The sequence below is a fragment of the Microbacterium kribbense genome, from assembly GCF_039537285.1.
GTDB classification, from domain to species: Bacteria; Actinomycetota; Actinomycetes; order Actinomycetales; family Microbacteriaceae; genus Microbacterium; species Microbacterium kribbense.
In genome coordinates this window covers 178,685-193,464 of sequence record NZ_BAABAF010000002.1, presented here as the reverse complement: position 1 = coordinate 193,464, position 14,780 = coordinate 178,685, and the positions used below count along the sequence as shown (strand labels likewise).

The window sequence follows — 14,780 nt, the reverse complement described above, 5'->3', positions numbered from 1 at the left end:
GTGAAGCGTCCCCTTCAGAATTCCATCTGGGCCATTCGCGACGCCCGGATCGTGCTGATCGCGCGCGCCGTGAGCACGGCCGGGACCGCGGTGACCTCGATCGCGGCGATTCTGCTGCTGCACAACGGTCTCACCGGCGGCGGTGCCGACGAGGGTGTTGCGGCCATGGTCGTGGCGGCGTTCCTGGCGGCCCTGGCCATTCCGACGATCGCGACGATGGGCGTCGCCGGGCGCGTCGCCGACACGATGGACTCGCGCCTCGTGCTGACCGTCACGGCGCTCGTGCAGGCGGCCGCGGTGGCGGCGCTCGGGTTCGCCCCGAACACGGTGATGATCTTCGTCACCGGGGTCGTCATCGCCGTGGCCCAGGCCTTCGCGCAGCCGACCTGGAGCGCGCTGGTCCCCCGGGTGGTCGGCGAGGAGCACATCGGCCATGCCATCTCCTGGCAGCAGGGCCTGACCGCCGTCGCGTCACCGGTCGGCGCCGCGTTCGGCGGCATCCTCGTCACGCTCGACGAAGTGGCGTGGGGGTTCTGGGCGGATGCGGCGACCTACGTCGTGCTGGCGGGAGCGGCGCTGCTGATCCGCACCCGCCGGCACGTCGAACCGGCCGAAGACCGACCCGTGGGCGTGCCTGTGCCGCCGGCGGACACGTCCTGGACCGCCGGCATCCGCATCGTCGCGCGCGACCGGATCCTGGTGCCGCTGTTCGCCTCCATCCTGGTGTTCGTCGTCCTCGTCGAGGGCATCAACCCGGTCGAGGTGTTCCTGGTGCGCGACGGTCTGCACGCATCGAACTGGGAGTACGGGCTGAGCGAGTTCTTCGCCGGCGCCGGCGGCCTGATCGGCGCGGCGATCGCCGGGCGCATCGTGCACAATCACCGGCGTGCCCGCGCCGCCACCGTCGGCTTCGGTCTCGCGGCCGCGGTCATGGTGGGTGCGGGGCTGGCGCCGAGCTTCTGGATCTACGCCGTGCTGCTGACCGTGATGGTCGCCGCCTTCGGCACCGGCAACGCCACCTTCGGCGCGCTGATGACCAGTCGCACACCGGACGCGCAGCGCGGCCGGGTCTACGCCGCGCTGGGCGGCCTGGCGCGCACGGCATCGCTGATCGCGCTCGCGCTGGGCGGCACGGCGAACGCGCTGATCGGCCCGCGCGCGACCTTCGTCGTCGCCGGCATCGCCGGGGCGCTGACGATGGCGGTCGCAGGCCTGACCGTGGTGCGCGCGCAGCGGGCCGAGGCATCCGCCGCCGTCAGCACCGCGACATCCGACACGTGAGTCGTCACATATGGCGACCTCGCGCGAGTTTCGTCCGCCATATGCGACGACCGAACGACGTGCACGTCCCTCTGCCCCGCTTCGGTCGTCACATATGCGGGGTTCGACACGACACAACCCGCCATATGCGACGACTCAACAAGCCGAACTCGGGCGGACTGGCCGGACTACCGGTTCTCGAAGCCGGGGGCGCGCTTCTCGCGGAACGCGGCCATCCCCTCCTTCTGGTCGTGCGTGTCGAACAGCGCGGCGAACGCCTGCTTCTCGAAGCGCAGGCCTTCGGCCAGCGTCGTCTCCATCGCGGCATCCAGCGCCGCCTTGGCCGCGAACACCGAGGGCAGCGACTTCGAGGCAATGGTCTCGGCGACGGTGGACGCCTCGTCCAGCAGCTCGGCCGCCGGCACGACCCGCGACACGAGGCCGGCGCGCTCGGCCTCGGCGGCATCCATGACCCGCCCGGTGAGCACGAGCTCGGCGGCCTTGTAGTACCCGATGGCGCGGATCAGCCGCTGCGTGCCGCCCATGCCGGGGATCACGCCGAGGTTGATCTCGGGCTGGCCGAAGCGGGCGGTGTCGGCGGCGAGGATGATGTCGCACATCATCGCCAGCTCGCAGCCGCCGCCCAGCGCATAGCCGGACACGGCGGCGATCACCGGTGTGCGCACGGCGGCGAACTGCCCCCAGCCGCCGAAGTGGTCGCCCATCGTCATGTCCAGTCCGGTCTTGGATTCCATCTCCTTGATGTCGGCACCCGCGGCGAACGCGCGCGCCGAGCCGGTCAGCACGATCGCGCCGATGCCGGCGTCGGCGTCGAACGCGGTGGCGGCGGCGACGACCTCGGCGCACACCTGGGAGTTGAGCGCATTCAGCGCCTCGGGCCGGTTCAGTGTGATCCAGCCGACGCGTCCGCGCGTGGAGACCAGGATCGTGTCGTAGTCAGTCATGCCCCCATCGTGGCACGCCGATCACAGCACGAGCGGCACTCCGCAGTCGGCGGCGAGCGCCTCGAGGTCGTGGCGGGTCTTGGTCGGCAGGTGGATGCCGCCGCCGGCGGCGGCGGTGCGGTTCTCGAGCTCGCCGGGGTAGCGGATCTCGCCGGCGCCCGGTGCCCGGCGCACGCCCTTGACCTGGTCGATGAGCTGCGTCATCCGCTCGCCGAACGCCTCCGGCGGCTGGAACGCCGCGATGTCGATCGCGATCGCGAGGTGCCCGGCGCCGCTGTGCGCGTCCGGCTGCCAGGGGCCGCCGACATCCAGCCCGAATGACGAACCCGTGAGCACCCCCGAGAACACGTCCATCATGAACGAGATCGCGTACCCTTTGTGGCCGGCCATCGGCAGGACGACCCCGCCGTCCAGCGCGGCCGCGGGGTCGGTGGTCGGATGCCCCACCCCGTCCAGCGCCCAGCCCTCGGGGATCGGCTCGCCCTGCTCGGCGGCGGCATAGATCTTGCCGCGCGCGACGCCGGTGTTGGCGATGTCGAGCACGGCGGCATCCCCCTGCCCGTCGGGGGTGGCCAGCGACCACGGGTTCGCGCCGACGGCCTTGTCGATGCCACCCCACGGCGCCATCGCCGGCGACCCGTTCGTGGTGAGGATCGCCGCGCACCCGGCCGCCGCGGCCCGCCGGGTGAAGTACGCGGCCGTGCCGAAGTGGTTCGAATTGCGCACGCCCACCGCGCCGATGCCGTGCTCCTTCGCGCGCTCGACGGCCAGGTCCATCGCCCGCGCGGTCACGACCTGGCCGACGCCGCTGTGGCCGTCGATGCTGACCAGGGCGCCGGTGTCGTTCAGCACTTCGATGCGGGTGACCGCCTCGATGCGCCCGGTGCGCAGCCGCTGCACGTACCACGGCAGCCGCAGCATGCCGTGCGAGCGGTGTCCCCATTGCTCGGCGACGACGAGCGAGTCGGCGACCAGCTCGGCGTCGGCCGTCGGCACGCCGAGTGTGTCGAGCACGCGCGTGCCGAAGGCGCGCAGGTCGTCGGGCGAAGCAGTCGTGTCCATCGTCGTCTCCTCAGAATCCCTGCAGCACCGGCCGGTCGTGCACGACCTGCGGGGCTTCGGCGAAGAAGCCACCGACCCGCTCCCGCCACTGCACATACTCCCCGCTCGCGCGGAACCGCTCCAGGTGGTCGGCGATGCTGTCCCACTCGATGCACAGCAGGTACACGTCGGGCTCTTCGACGCCCCGGCGCAGCTGCAGGCTGCGGCATCCGGCCGCCCGCTGGAACAGCGGCACCGCCGCGGCCACGGCCGCCTCGAAGGCGTCCTCGGTGCCCGGGAGCACGCGGATGCGCGCCGTCTCGCGGCACCCGTGCAGATCGGGCGCCGCATCGGCTTCGACGTCGACGCGCCGCGAGGGGCCGCTCGGCCCGTCCGCCTCCTCGAGCCGGCGGGTCGCGTCGGCGGAGGCGTACGTCCAGAAGATCGCCATCGGCTCGGAGTCCGACGCGTTCTCGAAGTGGTGCGGGACGTTGGCGGGCACGAACGTCGTGTCGTGTCGGGTGAGTGGCGTGCGCACCCCGTCGATGTCGACGATCGCGGTGCCTTCGATGACCATGACGCTCTCGACGCAGTTGTGGCTGTGATGGGCGATCACCGCCGACGGCGCAAAGGACGTGACACCGTTCAAGAACGAGGTCGCGCCGATGGCGCGGGTCACCAGCGGTGTCGTGCGCGCGCCGTTGCCGCGGTCGATGCTGGCGCGCTCGTCGGGCCGCAGAATCCGCGGTTGCCAGGATGAAACGCTCATTGCCCCTCCACACTGTCTGGTTCGATGTCGTCGGTGTCGGCCGGCACGCCCATCCCCGACCAGGCCGCGGCCAGCAGCACGATGCTGCTGGCGCCGAGCACGCCGTCGGCCCCGGCCGATGCCGCCAGCAGGCCGAGCGCTGCCGGCAGCACGGTCTGCCCCAGTCGGTTCGCCGCCAGCCGCATCGACATCGCCAGGCCCCGGGTGCCCGGCGGGGCGATCAGCGAGATCCACGACATCGTGATGGGCTGGCAGATGCCGACCACGAATCCGTAGCCGAATGCGAACGCGATCAGCACCCCCGCCGGCAGGTCGAAGGCGAACGCCCCCAGGGTCACCGCCGACAGCACGATGCTGCCCACCAGCAGCCACCGGCGGCCGAAGGCGTGCGAGAACACGCCGAGGAACAGCCGCGACGCCATCGAGGCCAGCGACCGCACGACGAGGATGATGCTGATCACGACGGCGGGGATCGCGCGATCCTGCCCGATCAGCGGGGCATAGGCGATGAAGATGTCCACCGATGCCAGCACCAGGCTGCCGGCGATCAGCGCGCCCGACAGCCCTTTCGCCGTCAGCACGCCGCCGGCAGTGCGCAGCATTCCGGTGCGCGCACTGATGGTGCTGCGGGCAGGGCTTCTGATGAACAGCGAGACGCCGAACATCACGATGGCGCAGATCAGGCTGATCGTGAAGACCAGGCCCAGCGGCGGCGTGCCGGTGTGCTCGCCGGGCAGGGCGAGCAGCAGCGGACCGATGGTCTGACCGAATGACGCGGCGAAGCCGTAGAGGCCGAACGTCGCATCGGATCGGTGGCGCGTCGAGATGCCGCCGATGTAGGACTGCTGAGCCAGCACGGTGAACATCTGGCCCCCACCGAGCAGCACCGCCGCCAGCGAGACCAGCGGCAGCGACCCCACTCCTACGACGGCGACGAACGCCGCGGCGACGACGGTGACGGCGCCGATGAGCATGCTGCCGCGTTCGCCGATGACATCGACGATCCGGCCGGCCGGCAGTGCGAGGAACAGCGCCGGCAGCGCGTACATCGCCGACAGCACACCCAGGAACGCCGGCGACGAGCCGAACTCGAGCGCTGCATAGGAGAGCGACGGCCTCATCCCGAAGATGATGATCTGGATGAGAACCGCGTGCCCGAGGACCAGGATCAGGCCGCGCGACGTCCGCGTCACGACCGCCCGGGCTGTTGCCGATCGGGCCGGGCGGCGGCCAGCCGGTGCCGCAGCACGTACGGCATGATGCCGCCGTGCCGGTAGTACTCCCGCTCGCGCTCGGTGTCCAGCCGGACCACTGCGGTGAACTGCAGGTCGCCGGCCCGGACCGTCACTTCGGCCGGCCCGTCTCCGGATGCGACGGCGCGCGCGGCGGCCGCGACCCCGACGACGTCGAAGACCTCGGTGCCGGTGAGCCCGAGCCCCTCCGCACTCTGGCCCGCGGCGAACTGCAGCGGCAGGATGCCCATGCCGATCAGGTTCGCACGATGGATGCGCTCGAACGACTCGGCGAGGATCACGCGCACGCCCAGCAGGGCCGGTGCCTTGGCCGCCCAGTCGCGGGAGGAGCCGGTGCCGTACTCCTTGCCGCCGACCACGACCAGCGGCACCCCGGCCGCCGTGTAGGCCATGGCCGCATCGAAGATCGACTGCTGCGCCCCGCCGTCCAGGAAGTTGCGGGTGACGCCGCCTTCGACCCCGTCGACGAGCTTGTTGCGCAGCCGCACATTGGCGAAGCATCCGCGCATCATCACTTCGTGGTTGCCGCGCCGCGAGGCATACGTGTTCAGCAGCCTGCGCGGCACGCCCTGCTCGGACAGGTACCTCCCGGCCACCGAGGCGGCCGGGATGGCGCCGGCGGGCGAGATGTGGTCGGTCGTGACCGAGTCGCCGAGCTGGACCAGCACCCGCGCCCCGCGGATGTCGGCCGGTTCGTCCGCGTCAGCCCGCATCCCGTCCAGAAACGGCGGTCGGCGGATGTAGGTGCTGTCCGGATCCCAGTCGAACACCGCGCCGGCGGGCGCCGACAGGCCCCGCCAGCGCTGGTCGCCCGTGAAGATGTCGCGGTACGCGTCGGTGAACATCGTGGCGCTGAGATTGTCGTCGATCAGCTCGGCGATCTGCAGCGAGCTGGGCCACAGGTCGGCCAGGTACACCGGCGCCCCGGCGCGGTCGGTGCCCAGCGGCTCGGTCAGCAGATCGATGTCCATCGTCCCAGCCAGCGCATAGGCGACCACCAGCGGCGGTGAGGCGAGGTAGTTCAGCCGCACGTCCGGGTTGATCCGGCCGTCGAAGTTGCGGTTGCCCGACAGCACCGCCGCCACCGCGATGCCGTCTTCGCGCACGGCCTGCTCGACCTCGGTGATCAGCGGCCCCGAGGCGCCGATGCACGTCATGCAGCCGTAGCCCGCCACGGCGAAGCCGAGCCGGTCGAAGTAGGGCGAGAGCCCGGCGCGATCGAGGTAGTCGGTGACCACCCGCGACCCGGGCGAGAGCGTCGTCTTCACCCAGGGCTTGCTGGAAAGGCCCGCCGCGACGGCGTTCTTGGCCACCAGACCTGCCGCCATCATCACGGACGGGTTCGATGTGTTCGTGCACGAGGTGATCGCCGCGATCGCGACCGTTCCGTGCGAGAGCACCTGCTCGCCCTGCGGCAGCGAGACCCGCGCCCGGGTCTGGGCGGTCGAGCCGGCCGGCATCAGGTCGCCGATGACCTGCCGGTAGGCGGACTTCGCCGCCGCCAGTGCGACCCGATCCTGCGGGCGGCGCGGGCCGGCCAGCGACGCCGACACGGTGGCCAGGTCGAGCTCGATGACCTCGGTGTAGTCCGCGGTCTGGTCGGGGCGGTGCCACAGCCCCTGCCGCTTGGCGTAGGCCTCGACGCGTTCGACGTGGGCGTCGGCGCGGCCGGTGAACCGCAGATAGCGGATCGTCTCTTCGTCGATCGGGAAGTAGATGCAGGTCGCACCCGACTCGGGGCTCATGTTCGAGATCGTCGCCCGGTCGGGCAGCGAGAGCCGCCCGACGCCGTCGCCGAAGAACTCGACGAACGCACCCACGACGCCATGCGCGCGCAGCATCTGCGTGATCGTCAGCACGAGATCGGTCGCCGTGACGCCCTCGCGCAGCGCTCCAGACAGCCGGAAGCCGACGACCGGCGGGATCAGCATGCTGAACGTCTCGCCGAGCATCACCGCCTCGGCGTCGATGCCGCCGATCCCCCACCCGAGCACGCCGAGGCCGTTGATCATCGTGGTGTGCGAGTCGGTGCCCAGGCATACGTCGGGGTACGCCCAGCCGTCGTCGGCCATCACCACCCGGGCCAGGTGCTCCAGGTTGACCTGGTGCATGATGCCGGCGCCGGGCGGCACCACGGCGAAGCCGTCGAGGGCCGCCTGCCCCCAGCGCAGGAAGCGGTAGCGCTCGGCGTTGCGCTCATACTCCAGCGCCACGTTGCGCTCGCGGGCATCCGGCGTGCCGAACACGTCGGCGATCACGGAGTGGTCGATCACGAGTTCGGACGGGATGCTGGGCCCCACCGTGCTCGGGTCGCCGCCGAGTGCGGCCATCGCGTCGCGCATCGCTGCGAGGTCCACCAGTGCCGGCACCCCGTTGGTGTCGTGCAGGAAGGCCCGGGTCGGCGTCAGGTCGATCGCGGTGCGCAGCGACGCCGGGCTGCCCCAGTCGATCAGCGCGTCGACCTGGCTGCGCGGCACGTCGCCGCGCTCGGCGCCGCGCAGCACGTTCTCCAGCAGGATGCGGATCGAGTACGGCAGTCGGCCGGGTGCCACGCCTGCCAGCGGTGTGATCCGGTGCTCGCCGGCACTGGTGCGCAGCACGGCGGCGGCGTCCTCAGGCATCGGTCACCTCGGTGACACCGTACGTGTTGTGGCGGCCGTCCGCCACGACGCAGCGCTCGCACAGCTCCTGCCACGCCGGATAGTGGGCGGCCTGGCGGTGGTCGGTGAAGAATGCGTCGGCAGACGCGTACTGCTCGTACAGGATGAAGCTGCTCGCCGCGTCGCGCTCCCGGACGATGTCGAACCGCAGGCATCCGGGCTCGGTGCGCGTGGCCCGGGCGTTGCGCTCCAGACCTGCGACGAACTCGTCAAGCCGGTCGGCACGGGCCCGGATCCGCACGATCACGACGAAGACCTGTCTCATGACCTTGCTTCCCCCGCGCTCGCGATGTGCGCCACCACGGCGGCGGCGAAGCCGCTGGTCGAGGCGGAGCCGCCCATGTCGCCGGTCGTGACCCCGTCGCCGACGGTGTCGTCCACGGCGGTGCGGATGCGTCGGGCGGCCTCCGCCAGACGCTCGTCGTCGTGCCGGCGGGCGAGCCACTCCAGCAGCATCGCGGCCGAGAGGATCATCGCGATCGGATTCGCGATGTCCCGGCCGGCGATGTCGGGCGCCGAGCCGTGCGCGGCCTGGGCCATCGCCTGCGTGAGTGAGCTGTTCAGCGACGGCGCGATGCCGAGCGACCCGGCGAGTTCGCCGCTGAGGTCGGAGAGGATGTCGCCGAACATGTTCTCCGTGACGATCACGTCGAAGTCCGGCCCGCGGCGCACCAGGTGCACCGTCATCGCGTCGATGTGGAAGTCGTCGACGCGCACGTCGGGGTAGTCCGCCCCGACCTCGCGGCACACGTCCCGGAACAGCCCGGTCGAAAGCTGCAGCACGTTGGCCTTGTGCACGATCGTGACGTGCTTGCGCCGCGTCATCGCCAGCTCGAACGCAGCCACCGCGATCTTCTCGGTCGCCGCCCGCGTGATGATACCGTGCGCGATCGCGACATCCGGCGTGGGCATGAACTCGCCCGTGCCGGCGTACGTGTTGCGGTCGGCGTAGAACCCCTCGCTGTTCTCGCGCATGATCACCAGGTCGGTGCCGGGCACCAGTGCCGGGCTGCCGGCGAACGATTTGGCCGGCCGGACGTTGGCGAACAGGCCCGCATGTTTGCGGATCGTGCCGCTGGGGTTGAGCCGGGACTTGTGCGGCTCGGGGTACGAGACGCTGTCGTGCGGGCCGAGCAGCCACGCCTCCAGCGTGTCCAGTGCAGCAAGCGTCGATTCCGGGACCGCCGCGCCGTGTGTGTCGATGGCGGACCGCCCCAAGGGCAGCCGCACCCACTCGATGGGTCCGATGCCGGCGGCGGCGGTCGCGGCATCCACGCACTGCACCGCCGCCGGCACGATCTCGGGGCCGATCCCGTCGCCGTCCAGCAGGCCCAGCCGGTAGCTGTCGGATTCCGTCATACCGTCACCTTCATCAGATCGAGTGCCTCGGTGGAGGGCCCGGACTCGCCGGGGAACACGTGCGCGTCGCCCGGGCCGAACACCAGGCGCACGGCACCCGTCAGCGAGCCTTCCGGCGAGACGACCTGCACCGCGATGTCACCCAGGCGCAGCATGTACTCGTAGCGCGAGCCCACATACGCCTTGGTCACGACCTCGGTGTCGAGCACGTTCACGTCGCGGCTGCCCGGTGCGTCGGCGACGATCGTGAGACGTTCGGGCCGCACCGCGACGGTCACCGGCGCGCCGGGCAGCCAGTGCTCGTCACTGGTGACCCGCACCGTCGCGCCGGTCGCCTGCAGGCGCACCTCGACCTGGTCGCCGTGGCTGCGCTCCACCGTTCCCAGCAAGAAGTTGCAGCTGCCCACGAACGCGGCCACCGCCGCGGTGGCGGGGTGCTCGTAGATCTCGTGCGGGGTGCCGACCTGCGTCATCACGCCGTCAAACATGACCGCGATGCGGTCGCTGAGGGTCAGCGCCTCATCCTGGTCATGTGTGACGTACAGGGTCGTGATGCCGAGGTCCGCCTGCAGCCGCTTCAGCCAGGCCCGGGCCTGCTCGCGCAGCTTGGCGTCCAGGTTCGACAGCGGCTCGTCCAGCAGCAGCACGCTCGGCGAGTACACCAGAGCGCGGGCCAGCGCGACCCGCTGCTGCTGTCCGCCGGAGAGCTGGTGCGGGTAGCGATCCTGCAAGTGGGCGAGCCCGACCTTCTCGAGCGCCTCGCGGATGCGCACATCACGGTCGGCGCGCGCGGTCCGCCGGATGTTGAGCGGAAACGCGAGGTTCTTGCGGATCGTCATGTGCGGCCACAGCGCATACGACTGGAACACCATGCCGAGGTTGCGCTCCTCGGTGGGCACGTACACGCGCTGGGCGCGGTCGACCAGGGTGCGCTCGCCGATCGAGATCACGCCCTCGGTGGGGTCCTCCAAGCCCGCGATGCAGTTCAGCGTGGTCGACTTGCCGCAGCCGGACGGGCCGAGCAGGGTGAAGAACTCACCGTCCTGCACATCGAAGTCGATGTCGTTGAGCACTTTGACATCGCCGAAGGTCTTGGCCATGTGGGAGACGTGGATTTCAGGCATCCTTCTTCTCTTTCATCAAAAGGTTGGCAAGACCGACGACGACGGCCGTGATGACGATCTGCACGGTCGCGAGTGCCGCGACCGAACCGGTGTTGCCCTGCACCCAGAGCTCGAGCATCGTGGTGCCGATGACGTTCGAGTCCGCCGACGACAGGAACAGTGCAGCCGAGTACTCCTTGAGCATCGTGACGAACACCAGGAGCATGGCTCCGGCGAACGCCGGCACGAGCAGCTTGCGCAGAATGCGGATGAACACGCCGACCCAGTCGGCGCCGGCCACCCGCCCGGCGTTGTCGAGCTCGGAGGCGATCTGCATGAGCGCCGGCGAGATCGAACCGAACGCGGTGGGCAGCGCCCGCAGGCCGAATGCGATGATCACCGCCGCGAGAGTGCCCTGGATGATGCTGCCGCCGGGCATGATCGCGAAGGCCCAGAAGAAGCCGATGCCGACGATGATGCCGGGGATGGCCTGCGGCGCCAGCGCGAGATACTCGACCAGCCGCGCGAACCGGAAGGTGGAGCGCCGTGCCACCAGCACCGCCAGCAGTGCCAGGGCACTGACCAGCACGGCGCCGATCACGGCGATGATGACGCTGTTGTAGATCGATTGGATGTACGACCGGTAGGTGAACACCGTCTCGTAGTTCTGCAGGGTCAGTGTCGAGAACGGGTTCAGCAGCGGCGTGAACACTAGCGTGAATGAGCGCAGCACCAGGCCCAGGATCGGCAGCGCGGCCCCGAACACCACGTAGATCACGATGAGCACAGTGGCCACCCACTTCAGCCAGCCGAGGTCCAGCCGGCGCGGCCGCGTGGCCTTGCCGCGGACCGAGACGAACCGCTGCGAGTTCTTCAGCACCTTCGCCTGGATCGCGACGGTGGCGATCGTCACGGCGAGGATGATCGTGGATGCCGAGGCCAGCACGCCGTAGTCGGGCCGGATCGACTGCAGCCCGTGCGTGTACAGGAACGTCGAGAAGACCTCGATGCGCACCGGGGTGCCGTACAGCAGCGGCACGCTCAGGGTCTCGATCGACATGCTGAAGATGAGGATCGAGGCATAGACCATCGGCGGCCGCAGCAGCGGCACGATGATGCGGAACGCGATGCGCAGCGGACCCGAGCCGCACACTTGTGCGGCGCTCTCCAGTGACGCGTCGGACTGCCGCAGCGCATTGGCGCAGAACACGTAGGCGATGGGAGCCAGGCCCACGGCCTCGGTCAGAGCCATGCCCGGGATGGAATACAGGTTCCACGGCACGAACCCGAACCACCGCTGCACCTCGGAGCTGACGAATCCGGCCGGTCCGTACAGCGTGATCCAGCCGAAGCCGAGGATCAGCGATGAGACGAAGAACGGCCACTGCATGGACCCGGCCAGGAGCCGGCCGAACGGCAGCTTCGTGCGCACGACCAGGATCGCCATCGGGATCGCGAAGAGCAGGGTGAGGAACGTGGTCAGCACGGCGAAGATCGCCGTGTTCAGGATCACCTGACCGAACCCGGCCTCGGTGAACAGCTTGACGTAGGCGTCGAGCGTGAAGGCGCCGGTCGAGTCGTACAGCGGCTTGGTGCGGATCGACTGGTAGAGGATGGGCACGATCGGCGCGACGACGAACAGTGCGACGATGACCAGCACCGCATACTGCACGAAGCGATCCCGCCCGACGCCGAAGACCCGCAGGTACTTCGGCGCCGGGAGGGACTGCGACCGATCTGACCCCGCCTGTTCGGGGGCGCGTGTCAGAGTTGTCATGACTTCGATGGCATGTCAGGGATGACTCGGCATCACTTGCCGAGCATGCCGTTCCACTTGTCGGTGAATGCCTTCACATCCGCGTCGGACGTGATCTTGTACGGCACCCGGATGACGGCGCTCTCACCGGCCTGGTCGACGATCTCACCATAGGTGTGACGACCCGGAGCCGGCTTCACGCTGTCGCGGTAGGCGGTAAGGCCCCCCTCGGAGACGGCGTTCTGCCCTTCCTCGGACAGCAGGAAGTCGATGAACAGCTTCGCGGTGTTCGCGTGCGGGGCCTTCGGTGTGATGCCGATGCCGCGACCGAGCACCACGGTGCCGTCCTTCGGGAACACGAACTTGAAGATGCCCTGCGCCTTGTCCTGGGCTGGGAAGGCCACGGCGCTGGAGATGAAGAATCCAGCGAGGTACTCACCCGAGGTGATCTTCTCGATCTGCGTGCCCGAACTGGTCTCGGGCCGAGCCGACGGCAGGATCTTCTCCAGGCTCGCCCAGGCGTCGGTGTTGCCGTCGACGAAGCCCTTCGAGACCGTGAAGCCGAACGAACCGCTCACGTCACGCGTGGTGATCTTGTTCTTGAACTTCGCGGGGTCGGCCGACACGAGCGCGGCCAGGTCGGCGATGCTGGTCGGCTCCCCACCGAGCAGCTTGGCGTTGTAGGCCAGGCCCACCGGGTCCATCGAGATCGCGTAGACGTTCGGCATCACCTGCGCGAAGTCGGGCATCTTCGCCAGCTCGGGCGACTGGTACTCCATCACCCGGCCGGGCTCGTTGTTGTACGTGGCCCAGGCCTGCACGGCGTTGGTGGCCAGCAGATCGGCGGGGGCGTTGCCGGTCGCCGATTCGCTGAGCTGCCGCTGGAAGACCTCATCGGAATCGAGGTTGTTCGCCGAGATCTTCGTGACGAACGGGTACTTCTTCTGGAAGTCGCGGAAGATCGGCGCCCAGTTCTCCTGGTCGGTGTTCGAATAGATCGTCAGCTCACCGCCCTCCTTCTTGGCGCCGTCGACGATCGTGCCGTAGTCGGAGGGATAGTAGCTGGGCCACTGCCCCTGGGCGACCGTGTTCTCGGGCGCCTTCGGCGTCGTGCTGCTGGAGCAGCCGCTCAGGCTGACCACCAGTCCGGCGACGGCGGCAGAGGCGATCCCGATCGCGGCCCAACGACGCGATGGGCGGCCCAGTTGCGAACGCAATAGATTCATTCTCTTCACTCCCTTGTGGTGCAGGTGCACGAGCCTTTGCTCGCAGCCCAAACTATGGTTATAACCAAGAGAGGTCAATAACGACCCGGTAACGATGCCTGTTTCCGGGGGTTTTGCTCATATTGTGCGCAGCGAAACGCTTTCCGAGGCGATACCCGTGTGCTTGTGTTATAACGGAGGTCCAGACTCTCCAGGCGACGGGACACATCCGTGGGCGAACCGCTGCGCGATTACGCAGTCAAGAGCGACTTCGCCTATGACGTCGTGCGCGGCCGCATCCTCACCACCGCGTACCCACCCGGCACGACCTTCAACCAGGCCGCACTGGCGGCCGAGCTCGGCATCAGCACGACACCGTTGCGCGAAGCGCTGCGCCGGCTCGCCGCCGAGAACCTGGTGACGCTCGGAGCACACCGGGACGCGCAGGTGACGCGGCTGACCAGCGAAGAGGCGCGGGATCTGCTCGAGATCCGCCTCGCCCTGGACCCGCTCGCGGCAGGCCTCGCCGCCTCGCGTCGCACGCACGAGGACATCGCCGCGATCCGCGCCCGGTCCGCCGTCGAGGCTCTGCCGGCGGCACCGACGATCGCGCAGCTGATCTCGCACCGTCGCTTCCACCAGGCGATCTACCGCGCGTCGCACAACGACCTGCTGATCGAGACCCTCGACACACTGTGGGACAAGGCCGATCGCTACCGGATGGCCGCGCTGACGGTGCACCGCACCGCTGCCGAGACCGCGCAGAAGGACGCCGAGCACCATGAGCTGATGAGCTGTGTCATCTCGGGTGATGCCGACGGCGCCGCCGAGGTGATGCGTCGGCACATCCAGTCCAGCCTCGGCGTGCGCGCCGCGCGGCTGCTCGCCGACCAGCAGCCGACCTGAGTGACATCATGACCGCCAGACGAAGGGAACCCCCGATGAGCACCTCCACCGCCGACCTATGGGACGAGCGCGGCGACCAGCTGTCCGCCCTGCCCACCCAGTTCCGTGACCTCGGCGGGCGGGTGCGGTTCTCCGGCCCCGCGCGCACGGTGCGCTGCCTCGAAGACAACGTCGTGCTGGCGGGAGTCCTCGAGACACCGGGTGACGGAGCGGTGCTCGTGGTCGACGGTGCCGGGTCGCTCGCCTGCGCGCTCATGGGCGACCGGATCGCCGGTCTCGCGGTGGCTCACGGCTGGAGCGGTGTGATCATCAACGGGGCCGTGCGCGACAGCGTCGCACTGGCCGATCTGCCGCTGGGCATCAAGGCCCTGGGCACCAATCCGCGCAAGAGCGGCAAGGCAGGCAGCGGTGCAGCCGATGTCGAGGTCACGATCGGCGGGGTCGTCATCCGCCCCGGAGCGATGATCACCGCCGACGAGGACGGCGTGGTGGTGGCACACTGA

The 14,780-nt window shown here is 69.6% G+C and carries 13 protein-coding genes; 3 read left to right on the top strand and 10 right to left on the bottom strand.

Features of this window, described 5'->3' with window-relative positions; translation table 11 throughout:
- Positions 1 to 1,281 carry an MFS transporter gene (locus ABD705_RS04040; RefSeq protein ID WP_344780809.1) on the top strand — a complete coding sequence of 427 codons (1,281 nt, stop codon included), beginning with the start codon at positions 1 to 3 and terminating at the stop codon, positions 1,279 to 1,281.
- Positions 1,282 to 1,448: 167 nt separating this feature from the next.
- Here ABD705_RS04040 and ABD705_RS04035 read toward each other — a convergent pair whose 3' ends face one another.
- The 10 genes from ABD705_RS04035 to ABD705_RS03990 are packed head-to-tail and all read right to left on the bottom strand — an operon-like array spanning position 1,449 to position 13,383.
- Positions 1,449 to 2,225 (bottom strand): enoyl-CoA hydratase, encoded by a 777-nt coding sequence (locus tag ABD705_RS04035; protein ID WP_344780807.1) that lies wholly within the window; start codon positions 2,223 to 2,225, stop codon positions 1,449 to 1,451.
- A gap of 21 nt (positions 2,226 to 2,246) precedes the next feature.
- Positions 2,247 to 3,287 carry an Ldh family oxidoreductase gene (locus tag ABD705_RS04030; RefSeq protein WP_344780805.1) on the bottom strand — a complete coding sequence of 347 codons (1,041 nt, stop codon included), beginning with the start codon at positions 3,285 to 3,287 and terminating at the stop codon, positions 2,247 to 2,249.
- Between the two features lie 10 nt (positions 3,288 to 3,297).
- Positions 3,298 to 4,035 (bottom strand): cupin domain-containing protein, encoded by a 738-nt coding sequence (locus tag ABD705_RS04025; protein WP_344780803.1) that lies wholly within the window; start codon positions 4,033 to 4,035, stop codon positions 3,298 to 3,300.
- Entirely contained in the window at positions 4,032 to 5,228 is a 1,197-nt protein-coding gene (locus ABD705_RS04020; RefSeq protein ID WP_344780801.1) for an MFS transporter, read from the bottom strand. The genes ABD705_RS04025 and ABD705_RS04020 overlap by 4 nt, the downstream gene beginning before the upstream one ends.
- Complete coding sequence (acnA, locus tag ABD705_RS04015) at positions 5,225 to 7,909, bottom strand: aconitate hydratase AcnA (RefSeq protein WP_344780799.1); 2,685 nt, start codon at positions 7,907 to 7,909, stop codon at positions 5,225 to 5,227. The genes ABD705_RS04020 and acnA overlap by 4 nt, the downstream gene beginning before the upstream one ends.
- The gene (locus tag ABD705_RS04010) at positions 7,902 to 8,213 is read right to left on the bottom strand and encodes a putative quinol monooxygenase (RefSeq protein WP_344780797.1); all 312 of its coding nucleotides are present in this window, start codon (positions 8,211 to 8,213) and stop codon (positions 7,902 to 7,904) included. The genes acnA and ABD705_RS04010 overlap by 8 nt, the downstream gene beginning before the upstream one ends.
- The gene (locus ABD705_RS04005) at positions 8,210 to 9,307 is read right to left on the bottom strand and encodes an isocitrate/isopropylmalate dehydrogenase family protein (protein WP_344780795.1); all 1,098 of its coding nucleotides are present in this window, start codon (positions 9,305 to 9,307) and stop codon (positions 8,210 to 8,212) included. The genes ABD705_RS04010 and ABD705_RS04005 overlap by 4 nt, the downstream gene beginning before the upstream one ends.
- Positions 9,304 to 10,431, bottom strand: a complete 1,128-nt coding sequence (locus ABD705_RS04000; RefSeq protein WP_344780793.1) for an ABC transporter ATP-binding protein — start codon at positions 10,429 to 10,431, stop codon at positions 9,304 to 9,306. The genes ABD705_RS04005 and ABD705_RS04000 overlap by 4 nt, the downstream gene beginning before the upstream one ends.
- A complete protein-coding gene (locus ABD705_RS03995) occupies positions 10,424 to 12,187 on the bottom strand; it encodes an ABC transporter permease (RefSeq protein WP_344780791.1) in 1,764 nt (587 codons plus the stop codon). The genes ABD705_RS04000 and ABD705_RS03995 overlap by 8 nt, the downstream gene beginning before the upstream one ends.
- Before the next feature lie 32 nt (positions 12,188 to 12,219).
- Complete coding sequence (locus ABD705_RS03990; protein ID WP_344780789.1) at positions 12,220 to 13,383, bottom strand: ABC transporter substrate-binding protein; 1,164 nt, start codon at positions 13,381 to 13,383, stop codon at positions 12,220 to 12,222.
- Between the two features lie 219 nt (positions 13,384 to 13,602).
- On the opposite strand from ABD705_RS03990, the gene ABD705_RS03985 reads away from it, so the two are divergent.
- Together ABD705_RS03985 and rraA are read left to right on the top strand one after the other, a co-directional pair.
- Positions 13,603 to 14,277, top strand: coding sequence for a GntR family transcriptional regulator (locus tag ABD705_RS03985; RefSeq protein ID WP_344780787.1), 675 nt, complete (start codon positions 13,603 to 13,605; stop codon positions 14,275 to 14,277).
- A gap of 35 nt (positions 14,278 to 14,312) precedes the next feature.
- Positions 14,313 to 14,780 (top strand): ribonuclease E activity regulator RraA, encoded by a 468-nt coding sequence (gene rraA, locus ABD705_RS03980; protein WP_344780785.1) that lies wholly within the window; start codon positions 14,313 to 14,315, stop codon positions 14,778 to 14,780.

Excerpts from the sequence above, each read along its gene's own strand:
- ABD705_RS04005 (WP_344780795.1), bottom strand. The coding sequence starts at position 9,307 with ATGACGGAATCCGACAGCTACCGGCTGGGCCTGCTGGACGGCGACGGG.
- rraA (WP_344780785.1), top strand. The coding sequence starts at position 14,313 with ATGAGCACCTCCACCGCCGACCTATGGGACGAGCGCGGCGACCAGCTG.
- ABD705_RS04000 (WP_344780793.1), bottom strand. The coding sequence starts at position 10,431 with ATGCCTGAAATCCACGTCTCCCACATGGCCAAGACCTTCGGCGATGTC.
- ABD705_RS04035 (WP_344780807.1), bottom strand. The coding sequence starts at position 2,225 with ATGACTGACTACGACACGATCCTGGTCTCCACGCGCGGACGCGTCGGC.
- ABD705_RS04010 (WP_344780797.1), bottom strand. The coding sequence starts at position 8,213 with ATGAGACAGGTCTTCGTCGTGATCGTGCGGATCCGGGCCCGTGCCGAC.
- ABD705_RS04025 (WP_344780803.1), bottom strand. The coding sequence starts at position 4,035 with ATGAGCGTTTCATCCTGGCAACCGCGGATTCTGCGGCCCGACGAGCGC.
- acnA (WP_344780799.1), bottom strand. The coding sequence starts at position 7,909 with ATGCCTGAGGACGCCGCCGCCGTGCTGCGCACCAGTGCCGGCGAGCAC.
- ABD705_RS04030 (WP_344780805.1), bottom strand. The coding sequence starts at position 3,287 with ATGGACACGACTGCTTCGCCCGACGACCTGCGCGCCTTCGGCACGCGC.
- ABD705_RS03995 (WP_344780791.1), bottom strand. The coding sequence starts at position 12,187 with ATGACAACTCTGACACGCGCCCCCGAACAGGCGGGGTCAGATCGGTCG.